This is a genomic window from Bradyrhizobium sp. BEA-2-5 (assembly GCF_032918025.1).
GTDB lineage: Bacteria > Pseudomonadota > Alphaproteobacteria > Rhizobiales > Xanthobacteraceae > Bradyrhizobium > Bradyrhizobium pachyrhizi.
Map to the genome: position 1 here is coordinate 562,101 of NZ_CP136629.1, position 12,878 is coordinate 574,978.

The following is a 12,878-nucleotide window of genomic DNA, read 5'->3' on the forward strand; positions in this document are numbered from 1 at the left end:
CGTCCCGGCGGACGCCGGGACCCATACCGCGGAATCCATCGGGTGTGTCGGGTGGTAGTCCCTCGGTAGGGGCGTGCGCAACAACTCCGTTCAGTGGTTATGGGTCCCGGCCTTCGCCGGGACGACAGCGAGATTTACTTCCCCGCCTTCCACGCGCTGGTCACGTCGCCAATATTCGCCAACTCCGGCTCGCGGATCGCGGACGGTGTGCGCGAGAAGCGCGGCGCGGGGGCGGGCTGGGTCACGCCGTGGCGTTCGACGAACACCTGGCGTGCGGCCATGTGCGGATGCTTGGGCGCTTCCTCCATGGTCAGCACCGGCGCGAAGCAGATGTCGGTGCCTTCCATGATCTTGCACCAGTCCTCGCGCGTCTTGCTCTTGAACACCGTCTTGAGCTTTTCCTTCAGCGCGGGCCAGGCCTTGGGATCCATCTGCGCGTCGAAATCGGCGTCGGTGAGCCCGGCATGCTCGCGCAGCAGCGCGTAGAATTGCGGCTCGATCGAGCCGATCGAGACGAAATGGCCACAGGCGCATTCATAGACGCCATAGAAATGCGCACCGCCATCGAGGAAGTTCTGGTTGCGGCCGCCGCTCCAGCGGCCCTGCGCGGCCATGTCGAAGAAGAACGACATCAGCGATGCCGCGCCGTCGCACATGGCGGCATCGACGACCTGGCCTTTGCCGGATTTCTGCGCCTCCAGGAGCGCTGCGAGCACCCCAACCACGAGATAGAGCGCGCCGCCCCCGAAATCGCCGACCAGGTTGAGCGGTGGCACCGGTGCTTCCGCGGTACCGATCGCGGCGAGTGCGCCGGTGATGGAGATGTAGTTGATGTCGTGGCCGGCGGCATTCGCGAGCGGGCCTTCCTGGCCCCAGCCGGTCATGCGGCCATAGACCAGCTTTGGATTGCGCGCGAGCACCACGTCGGGCCCGAGGCCGAGCCGCTCCATCACGCCGGGACGGAAGCCCTCGACCAGGGCGTCGGCATGGCCGAGCAGGTCGAGCACTTCGGCAACCGCCGCCTTGTTCTTGAGATCGAGCTCAATGACCTTGCGGCCGCGGGTTGCAACCGCCTTCAAATTCTTGCCGGCGCCGATCCGGTCGAGCGTGACGACGTCGGCGCCCATGTCGGCCAGCATCATGCAGGCGAACGGACCAGGACCGATGCCGGCGAATTCGACGATGCGGAAGCCCGAGAGCGGACCGGAGGTACGAGCGGCGGTCTGGGAGGCGGGTTTATCGAGCACGTTGTTCTTCCGTTGGTTGCGGGGCGCTAGGCGGCTGAGATGTCGCGGCTGGCTTGGTTGCCGAACTTCATGCGTTCTCCCAGCCGTCCGTGGGACGGTATTTTTAATTAGCTGATTAGCTAAATTGTCTCGCCTAAAGCCGGATGTGGCAAGCACCTTTTGTCCTGTGCCGCCGGTAAAAACGCGAACGGCGCGCATTGCGGCGCGCCGTTCGCAGACTTGTGTTTAGGCGCTAAAGCGCGATGAGAATCGTCATCACGCTTTAGCGCTTTGTTTGAGCATGATCTTTCCGGAAAACCGCCTCGCACTTTTCCGGATCATGCTTGATTAACCGGCCGCGGTCACCGCCCGCTGTCCCATCACCTTCACGAGGTTGGCGCGGTAATCCGCCGACCCGTGGATGTCGGCGAGCAGGCCGCTCGCCGGGATCGTCACGCTGTCGAGCGCCGAGGCCGCCCAGTTTGCCTTCAGCGCCTGCTCGATCGGCGCGACCCGCATGACGCCGCTCTGCGAAGCACCGGTCGCGGCGACGCGGACGTCACCGGCTTTGGTCCTGGCGACGAACACGCCGGTCAGCGCAAAGCGCGAGGCCGGGTGCCGCATCTTTTCGTAGCCTGCCTTCGCCGGCACCGGGAATGACACGGCGGTGATGATCTCGCCGTCTTCGAGCGCCGTGGTGAACAGGCCCTTGAAGAAGTCATCCGCCGAGATCGACCGCTTGTTGGTCTTCACGGTGGCGCTGAGCGCGAGCAGCGCGGCCGGGAAATCCGCGGCAGGATCGTTGTTGGCGATCGAGCCGCCGATCGTGCCGCGGTAGCGCACGGCGGGGTCGCCCATCATCGACGCCAGATTGGCGAGCGCCGGGATCGCCTTCTGAACCGCATCACTTTGCGCCACATCGTAATGCGGCGTCGCGCCCTTGATGGTGACCGTATCCCCCGAAACCTCGATGCCGATCATCTCCTGCACCTTGGAGAGGTCGATCACGTCGGTAGGTGCGGCAAGACGCTGCTTCATCACCGGCAGCAGCGTCTGGCCGCCGGCGAGGAATTTTGATTCCGCGCCTTTGGCGAAGGTTGCGGCGGCGTCAGCGACCGAGGAAGCGCGGTGATAATTTGTCTCGTACATGGCTCTTCCTCCCTCAACCGTGAATGGCGTGCCAGACGCGATCGGGCGTCGCCGGCATTTCCAGAGTGTTCTTGCCGATCGCATCCGTGATCGCGTTGATCACGGCCGCTGACGCCCCGATCGCGCCGGCCTCACCGCAGCCCTTGATGCCGAGCGGATTGCCCGGACACAGCGTCGTGGTGTGGGAAAGGTTGAACGAGGGCAAATCGTCGGCGCGCGGCATGGCATAGTCCATGAAGGACGCGGTCACGAGCTGACCAGTGCCGTCATAGACCACGCCCTCGAGCAGCGCCTGACCGATCCCTTGCGCCAGGCCGCCATGGACCTGGCCCTCGACGATCATCGGATTGATCAGCCGGCCGAAATCGTCGGCCGCGACGAAGTTGACGAAGGAGGTCTTGCCGGTGCCGGGATCGACCTCGAGCTCGCAGATATAGGCGCCGGCCGGGAAGGTGAAGTTGGTCGGGTCGTAGAAGGCGCTTTCCTTCAGGCCCGGCTCCATCCCGTCAGGCAGATTGTGTGCGGTGTAGGCCGCGAGCGCGACCATCGGCAGGGCGATCGCCTTGTCGGTGCCGGTCACCTTGAACTCGCCGTTCTCGATGACGATGTCGGCTTCCGAGGCTTCCAGCGCATGCGCCGCGATCTTCTTGGCCTTGGACTCCATCTTCTCCATGGCCTTCAGGATCGCGGTAAGACCGCCGACCGCGAGGGAGCGCGAGCCGTAGGTGCCCATGCCGAACTGCACCTTGTCGGTGTCGCCATGGACGATCGAGACCTGGCTGATCGGAATGCCCAGCCGTTCCGCGACGAGCTGGCAGAAGGTGGTCTCGTGACCCTGGCCGTGGCTGTGCGATCCCGTGAGGATCTCGATGGTGCCGACCGGGTTGACGCGCACCTCGGCCGATTCCCACAGACCGACGCCGGCGCCCAGGCTGCCGACCGCCTTCGACGGCGCGATGCCACACGCCTCGATGTAGCAGGACACGCCGATGCCGCGCAGCTTGCCGTCGGCCTTCGCCTTGGCCTTGCGGGTGGGGAAGCCGGCATAGTCGATCGCCTTCATCGCGGCATCGAGCGAAGCGTTGAAGTCGCCGGTGTCGTAAGCCATGATCACCGGCGTCTGGTGCGGGAACTGGGTGATGAAGTTGCTCCGGCGCAGCTCCGCCGGGTCCACCTTCAACTGCCGCGCCGCCGTTTCCATCAGCCGCTCGATCAGATAGCTCGCCTCGGGGCGGCCCGCGCCGCGATAGGCGTCGACCGGCGTGGTGTTGGTGTAGACGCCGATCACCTCGGCATGGATCGCCGGGATGTTGTACTGGCCCGACAGCAGCGTCGCGTAGAGGTAGGTCGGCACCGAGGACGAGAACAGCGACATGTAGGCGCCGAAATTGGCGTAGGTCTTCACCCGCAGGCCAAGAATCTTGTTGTCCTTGTCGAACGCCAACTCCGCCTTCGAGACATGGTCGCGGCCATGCGCGTCGGTGAGGAAGGCTTCGGTGCGATCACCCGTCCATTTCACGGGACGCTCGACCTTCTTGGATGCCCACAGCGCCACCATCTCCTCGGGATAGATGAAGATCTTGGAGCCGAAGCCGCCGCCGACGTCGGGGGCGATCACGCGCAGCTTGTGCTCGGGCGCGATGTTGTAGAACGCCGACAGCACGAGGCGGGCGACGTGCGGGTTCTGCGAGGTCGTATATAGAGTGAAGTGCTCCTCCGCCGCGTCGTAATCGGCGATCGCCGCGCGCGGCTCCATCGCGTTCGGAGCGAGACGATTGTTGGTGACGTCGAGCTTCACCACATTGGCAGCCTTGCTGAAGGCATCCTTGACCGCGGCTTCGTCGCCGAGATGCCAGTCATACACGATGTTGCCGGGAGCTTCGGGATGAAGCTGCGCGGCGCCCGGCTTGATCGCGGCCTTGATGTCGGGTACCGCGGGAAGCTCTTCGTAGTTGACGACGACCGCTTCGGCGGCGTCCCTGGCCTGGTTCTTGCTCTCGGCGATCACGACGGCAACGGCCTGGCCGACGAAGCGCACCGTCTCGGGCGCCATTGCCGGCCATGCGCCCATCTTCATCGGGCTGCCGTCCTTGGAGGTGATGGCCCAGCCGCAGATGAGGTTGCCGACCTTGTCGTCGACGAGCTCCTTGCCGGTGAGCACCGCGACCACGCCCGGCATCTTCATGGCCTCGGCTGAATCGATGCCCTTGACCTTGGCATGCGCATGCGGGCTGCGGATGAAGTGAGCGTAGCTCATGCCGACCATTTTGACGTCGTCGACGTAACGTCCCTGTCCGGTGATGAACCGGCGATCTTCCTTGCGCACGACACGTGCGCCAATTCCTTCAACACCCATTGTCTAGTCCTCCCGACCGGAGATTCGATTTGCCGCCGTTTCCATCGAGACCGGCGGTGGTGAGCTTGATCGTACGCGGTGCGTGGCGCTCTACTCGGCCGCCTGCGCGACCTTCATGCGTCCGGCCGCATCCAGCACGGCTTTCACGATGTTGTGGTAGCCGGTGCAGCGGCAGATGTTGCCTTCGAGCTCCTGGCGGACGGTCGCCTCGTCGAGCTGGCCACCATGGCGTTGCACGATGTCGATCGCGGACATGATCATGCCCGGCGTGCAATAGCCGCATTGGAGGCCGTGATTGTCGCGGAAGGCAGCCTGCATCGGGTGCAGCTCGTCGCCCTTGGCGATGCCCTCGATCGTGGTGATGCTGGCGCCATCGGCCTGCCCTGCCAGCATCGTGCAGGATTTCACAGCACGGCCATCCATGTGCACGACGCAGGCGCCGCACTGGCTGGTATCGCAGCCGACATGGGTCCCGGTGAGGTTGAGGTGATCGCGCAGGAGCTGGACCAGCAGCGTGCGGTCCTCGACGTCGACAGCAACGGCCTTGCCGTTCACTGTCAGGTTGACTTTAGACACGCGTTTCTCCCAATAGCTTCGTTATGGTCCCAGTAGACCACGCTTCATGTGGGTCGTAACCGCGATCAAAGTCGTAGTCGCGGCCCTGTCATGAAGGCGCCGGGCAGTGCCTGCGATCCTAGCAGGCAGCCGTTCAATGGGCAATTTGCAAGCTGCCGGCGGCGCACTCCGGCGCGACGAAATTGCCCGGCAGCGCAAGCGGTTTTCGGCAAGCTGACGGTGCTCGCCGCACGCCAAAATCGTCGCCGCGATCGCTACTACCTTCCGCCTATAACGACGCAAAGGCGTTGCTGTCATTTTCATCGCCGACGCAGCGGCAGAAGATCGCTGGTTCATGAAATTCGGTAGCGATCCGCGCGCGCGATGCATCCATCGCGGCAACAAAACCATATTGGAGGAAGCCAATGAAGCTGAGGAGCGGGATTTTCTTTGCCGGCGTGTCGCTGGTCGCCATGGTGCTGGCAGGCATTGGTGCGTCGAAAGCGAATGATTCCGTCGTCAAGGCGGCGTCCGATCCAAATGGATGGGCGATCGCCGGCCACGACTACGGCAATACGCGCTTCAGCCCGTTGAAGCAGATCAACTCCGAGAACGCCGGCAAGCTGCAGCTGGTCTATTCGCTGTCGCTGGCTTCGCTTCGCTCCAACGAGTCGTCGCCGGTCGTGATCGGCAAGAACCTGTATGTGTCGACCTCGTGGGGTCCGAAATACGTCTATGCGATCGATGCCGCGACCGGCGCGCGCAAATGGACCTGGCAGCCGGACATTCCGGATGACGTGCTCCAATACGCCTGCTGCGACGTCAACAATCGCGGCGTGTCCTATGCCGACGGCAAGATCTTCGTCGGCCGGCTCGACGGCAAGCTGACCGCGCTCGACGCCGAGACCGGCAAGGAACTCTGGACCTCGACGGTCGTCGACTACAAGCAGGGCTCGGTCATCACCTCGCCGCCGCTCGTCGTCCGCGACAAGGTCATCACCGGCTTCGGCGGCGGCGAATATGGCGTCCGCGGCGCGTTGCAGGCGTTCTCGCTCAAGGACGGCAAGCTGCTCTGGCAGACCTACACGGTGCCGGCGCCGGGCGAGCCCGGCAGCGAGACCTGGAAGGGCGACACCGGGCTGCACGGCGGCGGCGCCGCCTGGCTGGTCGGCTCCTACGATGCCAAGTCCGATACGGTCTACTGGGGTACCAGCAATCCTGGGCCGTGGAATACCGCGGTGCGCTCCACCGGCGACGGCAATTTCGGCAAGCTGACCAACCTCTACACGGCCTCGACGCTGGCGATCGATCCCAACACCGGCAAGATCAAGTGGCACATCCAGGGCACGCCGGCCGACGCCTGGGACTATGACGGCGTCAACGAGCTGCTGCTCGCCGACCTCAAGATCAAGGGCACCGAGACGCCCGTGCTGATGAAGGCGGACCGCAACGGCTTCTTCTTCGTGGCCAACCGCGAGACCGGCAAGATGATCTCCGCGGAGAAATACGTCTTCGCCAACTGGGCCAGGAAGTGGGACATCAACACGATGCGGGCGGAAGAGGATCCGGACAAGCGTCCGGGCCCGGGCCATCCCGCCAAGGACATCTGCCCGAACCTGATCGGCGGCAAGAACTGGCAGCCGATGTCGTTCAACCCGCAGACCGGCCTCGTCTACATCCCGAGCAACAATGTCTGCATGGACTGGTCGGTCTCTGACGTGAACTACAAGCGCGGCGTGTTCTATCTCGGCGCCGAATTCCCGACCAAGCCGGGCCCCGGCGGCTTCCTCGGCGAACTCGTGGCCTGGGATCCGATCGCCAACAAGAAGGTGTGGAGCATCAAGGAAGACCTGCCCTTCAACGGCGGCACGCTGACGACCGGCGGCAATTTGGTGTTCTCCGGCAATCTGCACGGCGACTTCCGCGCCATCGATGCCAAGAACGGCAAGGTGCTGTGGAGCAAGAACCTCGGCAGCGGCATCGGTGCAGGTCCGGTGACCTATTCGGTCGACGGCAAGCAGTATGTCGCGATCGTGGTCGGACGCACCGCGGCGCTGCCGGCCTTCCTCGGTGACATCGGCAAGAAGATGGTCGCCGCGGCGCCCGAAGGTGGCTCGCTGTTCGTGTTCGCCCTGCAGTAACGATCGTCAAGGAGGCAGCATTGTCCGTGTCTTGCATCGCCCGAAACGAACTGCGCACCCCCTCGCGCAACACGCGGTTGGAACATGCAATCCGGACCGTGCTGCTCTCCGCCCTGCTCATGGTGCCGGCCCTGGCGGCCGGTGCCGACGAGACAAAACCGCCGCTGCGGCTCTGCGCCGACCCGACCAACCTGCCGTTCTCGAGCGACGACCCGGGCAGGCCCGGCCTCTATCTCGAGATCGGCCAGGCGGTGGCGCAGAAGCTCGGCCGTACGGTGAGCACCAATTGGTACAAGTCCTATTTCGGCAAGCGCACCGTGCGGGAGACGCTGCTCAGCAAGCAGTGCGACGCCATGGTCGGCCTGCCCTTGATCGACGATTTCATGGGCCCGGCGGTGATCTTCTCGAAGCCGATCGCCCATGAGGGCTACGCACTGGTCGGCAGCAAGGACCGCAAGCTTGCCGGCATCGACGACCTCAGGGGATTGCGGGTTGCGGTGCAGTATCAATCGACGCCGCAGAACCTGCTCGCGCTGCGCGACGATATCCGGAAGGTGACCGTGCTCAGCCCGGAGGAGGGCATGGCGGCGCTCGAACAGGGCAAGGTCGACATCGCCTTCATCTGGGCACCGGTGGCCGGCTGGCTCAACAAGACCAGCTACGGCGACAAATACCAGATCGTGTCGACCGAGGGCGACGGCCTGCTCTGGGCGACCGCGATCGGTTTCGCCAAGGCGTCCGGCGCGCTGCGCGATGAAGTCGACGGCGTGCTGCCGGCGCTGCAGCCGGAGATTTCCGCCCTGTTTGCCAAATATGGCGTGCCGAACGGCGCACCGGTGAAGTTCGGCGAGGCGGACCGGGCGACGACGTCATCCGTCGGCGCCAGCGAGCCCGTCACGGTCGGGCAGGCGGCCGCGGCCGAGAAACCGGTTCAGACCGCCGCGACCGCCGGCGATGCCAAAGGGGATGCCACCGCCGGGCGCGAAGTCTTTAATGGAACCTGCGCGCATTGCCACGGCCCGGACGCGGTGCAGGCCGAGCGAAAGATCGATCTCAGGCTGCTCAAGAAGCGCTATGCTGACGATATGGAATCGACTTTCTGGAAGACGGTCCATGACGGGCGGCCAGCCAAGGGCATGCCGGCCTGGAAGGACGTCTTCAACGACGACGAGCTCAGAAACGTATATGTCTATCTGCAGAGCGTGCAGGATACCGGCGGATCGAACTAGAAGCTGCGATTCGCAAATTGCAGTGCGAGGGTCCTCATGATGGGGTTCCTGATCATCGACGATCACCCCCTGTTCGGGGAGGCGCTTGGCAACGCCATTCGCATCTCGCATCCCGATGCCCGGATCTATGAGGCCACCTCGATCAAGGGGGCGCTTGGCATCCTCGCCAGCGAGCCGAATATCGACCTGGCGCTGCTCGATCTGCTGCTGCCCGACGTGGTCGGCTTCTCCGGCTTTCAGAAGATCAGGGATCGCTATCCGCGGCTGCCGATCGCCATCGTCTCGAGCGAAGAGGACAAGCATACCATCCGCGAGGCGCTCGAGATGGGCGCGGTCGGCTATCTGCCGAAGTCGACCTCGCTCGGCGAGCTCTCGCAGGCGATCGCGCGCGTGCTGAGCGGGTCGGTCTCGGCGCCGCGGGATTTCGTCGCGGTCGGTGCGCTGGAACAGTCCGAGACGGCGCGGACGCTGCGCGAACGCATTCAGAAGCTGACGCCGCAGCAAATTCGGGTGCTCCATCTGATCATCCGCGGCCTGCAGAACCGCGAGATCGCCGCCGAGCTCAAGCTTGCGGAATCCACCGTGAAGGCGCATGTCACCGAGATCCTGCGCAAGCTGAAGCTGTTCAGCCGCAACAAGGCGATCATCGAGCTCGGCAAGATTCCGCTTCCGGTCCCGGAGGCCTGCTCGGGCGCAAAGGCGGAGAAGGCGCCCTAGCCGTGCTGCACGCGGAGAAGGCGCCCTAGCCGTGCTGCACTGCGAGGCGGGCGCATTGGAAATCCCGCCTATAGGCTGCCACCGAGCTTTGAGATAACGTCGTGCGCACAATGGCTGTCATGAGCATCCGAGAGAGGGCGGCGCAGCATTGACCACGACCGCGCCTTTGGCGGACGAGCCGCCACTCGGCAAGGCGGGTACGCCTCGATTGCTGATCGTCGAGGATCACCCGCTGTTCCGTGCCGCCCTGATCGGCGTGATCGGGGCCGAGTTTCCCGATGCCGAGGTGCTGCAGGCGACCTCGATCGACGGTGCGCTGGATGTGATCGCGGCGCGCGACGGCCTTGATTTGATCCTGCTCGATCTGTCGATGCCCGGGACCACCGGCCTGCTCGGCGCCTATCGGGTGCGCGCCGCCGCGCCGCGTAGCGCACTCGTGATCGTGTCGGCGCATGACGATCCCCGGATCGTCGGCGGCGCGATCTCGCTCGGCATCTCCGGCTACATCCCGAAGTCGACGCCGAAGCTCGAGCTGGCGCGGCTGTTGCGCGGCATCCTCGAAGGCGCGATGTGCCTGCCGCCGCGCTTCCGCGATACCGCCGCCGCGCGGAAGGCCCAGGCCGAGACGCGCGAGCTGGTGCAGCAGCTCGGCCAGTTCACCGCGCAGCAGCTTCGCGTGCTCGACATGATCTGCCGCGGCCTGCAGAACAAGCACATCGCCTATGAGCTCGATATCTCGGTCACCACCGTGAAGGTGCATGTCTCGGAGATCCTGCGCAAGCTCGGGGTGCGCAGCCGGACCGAGGCCATCATCGCACTGTCGAAGCTGGACTTCGGCAAGCACGACCACTCGCCGGTGACGGCCTCGCCGTCGTCGCATGGCGCGGAATCATAACCGCGCACCTGACTGCTCCGCCGCCAGCAGGAACGACAGCAGTGAGCGCATCTCGGCGGGCTTGATCGGCTTCTTCAACAGCTCATGGCCGAAGGCCGATACGTCGGAGGCAGCCTTGGCCGAGTAGTCGGCGGTCACGATGATCGCCGGCACCTTGGCGTTGATCGCGCCGCGGATGACATCGACGGCCTGAATTCCGGTTTCGCCATTGTCGAGATGCAGATCGGCGATGATGGCGTCGGGAATGCCGTCCAGCGCGTGGATGCGCTCGAGCGCCTCGGTCTTGGAGATCGTCACCGCGACGTCGCAGCCCCATTTCTCCAGCAGATGGGCGAGCCCCTCGGCGCTCGAGAGGTCGTTCTCGATCAGCAGGATCTTGGCGCCCTCCATGCCGCCATAGCGATAGTCGACACTGGCCTGCTCGCGCACCGGGATCGCAACCGGATCCTGCGTGCGGGGCACGGTGACCGAGAACACCGAGCCTTTGCCGGCGCGCGAGCTCAGCCTGATGTCATGGCCGAGCAGGTCGGCAAACCGGCGCACGATCGAAAGACCTAGCCCGATGCCGGCCTTGTCGCCGGCGCTGGTCTCGCCGCGCTGAAACTCGACGAAGATGGCTTCGCGCTGCGCTTCCGGAATGCCCGGCCCGGTGTCGTGCACCTCGATGCAGATGTCATCGCCCCTGGCCCGGCATCCCATCAGCACGCTGCCGCGCTGGGTGTAGCGCAGCGCATTGGCGACAAGGTTTTGCAGGATCCGCCGCAGCATCAGCGGATCGGAGCGAACCACCGCAGACGACGGCATGATCCGGAAGCCGAGATTGCGCTTGGCGGCGGTCGCGACAAATTCCTGCTCCAGCGGCTCGAACAGCGAGGCGATCGCGACCGGTCCGAATTCGGGCCTGAGCACGCCCGCTTCGAGCTTGGAGATGTCGAGCAGCGTCCGCAGCATGTCCTCGAGCGTCGCCAGCGAACGGTCGATCTGATCGGTCAGCGCGACGCTCTTCGACTCGGTTGCCATCTCGGTCAGCGCGGACAGCGTCAGCCGCGCCGCATTCAGCGGCTGCAACAGATCGTGCGTCACCGACACCAGCACGGATGATTTCAAAGAGCTCGCCGCCTCGGCCTGCTGCTTGGCCTGCAGCAGGCGACCATTGGTTTTCTCCAGTGATTGCAGCGCCTGCTTGAGCTGCTGGGTGCGGTCGCGCACCTGCTGATCCAGCGCGATCGCGGTCTCGAACAGCGAGAAGGCGTTGAGCTGCTGATCGGTCGATCGCTCGACGCGCGACATCAGCGCCGCGTTGATCTTGCGCAGCTTCTCGGCCTCGCGTTCGAGCGCCGCAATTCGCGTGGTCTTGGTATCCGTCATTGCGGCGCGAGTGCCCGCTTGCCGATGGCGATGCCGGTCAGCGTCTGGTTGACATGCATGGAGCGATACTGCTCGCCATAGGTTTGAAAGCCAATCACTTTGTTGCGGCGATAGAGCTCCGACATCTCCCGCGACAGCTGGCGCTGCTCGACGTCGAGCCGCCGCAGCACGCATTCGAAGCCGATGAACATCGCGACCTCGCCGAGATCCTCGGTCAGCTCCTTGAGCAGGCGGCTCGTCACATCGATCGGGTCACGCTCGCGCGCCACCGTCAGCACCATGCCCTCGTCGATGGCGCAGAAGAATTGCAGCGATCCGTCCGAGTTGGTGCGCTGGATCGACCGCGCGTAATAGGCGCCGCCGACACGAACCAGCACAGGATGCGCGGCGAACGAGAACAATTCGAGCTTGCTGTCGCTGAGGCCGACGGCACGGGAATATTCCATCGCGGCCGGCTCGGCATTCAACTCCTTGACGATGCGGTGCTCGATGTCGGCCTCGGTCACCACCATCTTGGTCGAGGTCGGTTCGAAGTGATCGCACTTGAACAGGCGGAACGGCAGCCGGGTCCGGATCAGGATCAGGACGGCGGCATCGGTAAAAGCCTCGCCGCCATGAAACACCCAGGACTTCTCGAAGCGCAGGCCGTCGCCGGCGGAGCCGCCGACCACCGGGATATCGCCGAGCGATGCATAGATCGCCGACATGATGGTCTCCTCACGCTGGCACATGCCGTCGATGAAGAGCAGCCCGAAGGAATCATGGGTGTGATCGCAATGCTCGGTGCGTTGCGCGAATTCGTTCTGCAATTCGGTGCAGATCGAGCGGCCGTGGTCGACCCGAAATGTCGAAAGCTCGAACAGCGGCCGGGCCGCGATGACGAAATCGGCCGCATTGAAGCCCATCGCGACGACGCTGTCCTCGTCCCAACCGCCGGGCGACAATTCGCCTGCCGTGGTGCAGCCGAAGATCGGAACGGCGGGCATGCGGTTGGACAGTTCGGCAATGAATGTCTGCGGCTCGTAGACCGGCGACACGAACACCACGAGCATCGCGAGATCAGCCCCCGCCAATTGGCGCGCGATCTCGGCGGCTGCTTCCCGCGGCCCGTCGGTCTTCGCCTGCACCACGACAATGCTGTCGGCGGTGCTACCGTTCTGCTTCGCCAAAGGCGCTCTCCCTGACCAGAATTTTTTGCTTTTCTTGGCGCGGGCGGTTGAACCCGCGCGGGTCGTGAGGGCA

Annotated in this window: 10 protein-coding genes; 4 read left to right on the plus strand and 6 right to left on the minus strand. The window is 64.6% G+C overall.

All coding sequences use genetic code 11. From position 1 onward, the window contains the following. Window positions 1-134 precede the first annotated feature (134 nt). The 4 genes from RX327_RS02600 to RX327_RS02615 form a co-directional block, all read right to left on the minus strand. Entirely contained in the window at window positions 135-1,247 is a 1,113-nt protein-coding gene (locus RX327_RS02600; protein WP_317249390.1) for a CaiB/BaiF CoA-transferase family protein, read from the minus strand. A gap of 327 nt (window positions 1,248-1,574) precedes the next feature. Then, the gene (locus RX327_RS02605; RefSeq protein WP_317249391.1) at window positions 1,575-2,375 is read right to left on the minus strand and encodes a xanthine dehydrogenase family protein subunit M; all 801 of its coding nucleotides are present in this window, start codon (window positions 2,373-2,375) and stop codon (window positions 1,575-1,577) included. A gap of 13 nt (window positions 2,376-2,388) precedes the next feature. Continuing rightward, window positions 2,389-4,731 (minus strand): xanthine dehydrogenase family protein molybdopterin-binding subunit, encoded by a 2,343-nt coding sequence (locus tag RX327_RS02610; RefSeq protein ID WP_317249392.1) that lies wholly within the window; start codon window positions 4,729-4,731, stop codon window positions 2,389-2,391. A gap of 90 nt (window positions 4,732-4,821) precedes the next feature. Continuing rightward, entirely contained in the window at window positions 4,822-5,307 is a 486-nt protein-coding gene (locus RX327_RS02615; protein WP_028181083.1) for a (2Fe-2S)-binding protein, read from the minus strand. 404 nt (window positions 5,308-5,711) lie between these two features. On the opposite strand from RX327_RS02615, the gene RX327_RS02620 reads away from it, so the two are divergent. The 4 genes from RX327_RS02620 to RX327_RS02635 all read left to right on the plus strand — a co-directional run bounded on the left by RX327_RS02620 (window position 5,712) and on the right by RX327_RS02635 (window position 10,268). Next, a complete protein-coding gene (locus RX327_RS02620) occupies window positions 5,712-7,427 on the plus strand; it encodes a PQQ-dependent dehydrogenase, methanol/ethanol family (protein WP_317249393.1) in 1,716 nt (571 codons plus the stop codon). 26 nt (window positions 7,428-7,453) lie between these two features. Beyond that, window positions 7,454-8,656, plus strand: coding sequence for a c-type cytochrome (locus RX327_RS02625; RefSeq protein WP_317251442.1), 1,203 nt, complete (start codon window positions 7,454-7,456; stop codon window positions 8,654-8,656). A gap of 36 nt (window positions 8,657-8,692) precedes the next feature. Beyond that, window positions 8,693-9,373 carry a response regulator gene (locus RX327_RS02630; RefSeq protein WP_016843264.1) on the plus strand — a complete coding sequence of 227 codons (681 nt, stop codon included), beginning with the start codon at window positions 8,693-8,695 and terminating at the stop codon, window positions 9,371-9,373. Window positions 9,374-9,521: 148 nt separating this feature from the next. Further along, a complete protein-coding gene (locus RX327_RS02635; protein WP_317249394.1) occupies window positions 9,522-10,268 on the plus strand; it encodes a response regulator transcription factor in 747 nt (248 codons plus the stop codon). Here the strand turns inward: RX327_RS02635 and RX327_RS02640 are convergent. Continuing rightward, window positions 10,263-11,636 carry a hybrid sensor histidine kinase/response regulator gene (locus RX327_RS02640; protein WP_050384050.1) on the minus strand — a complete coding sequence of 458 codons (1,374 nt, stop codon included), beginning with the start codon at window positions 11,634-11,636 and terminating at the stop codon, window positions 10,263-10,265. The genes RX327_RS02635 and RX327_RS02640 overlap by 6 nt on opposite strands. Beyond that, a complete protein-coding gene (locus tag RX327_RS02645) occupies window positions 11,633-12,805 on the minus strand; it encodes an FIST N-terminal domain-containing protein (protein WP_317249395.1) in 1,173 nt (390 codons plus the stop codon). The genes RX327_RS02640 and RX327_RS02645 overlap by 4 nt, the downstream gene beginning before the upstream one ends. Window positions 12,806-12,878 lie beyond the last annotated feature (73 nt).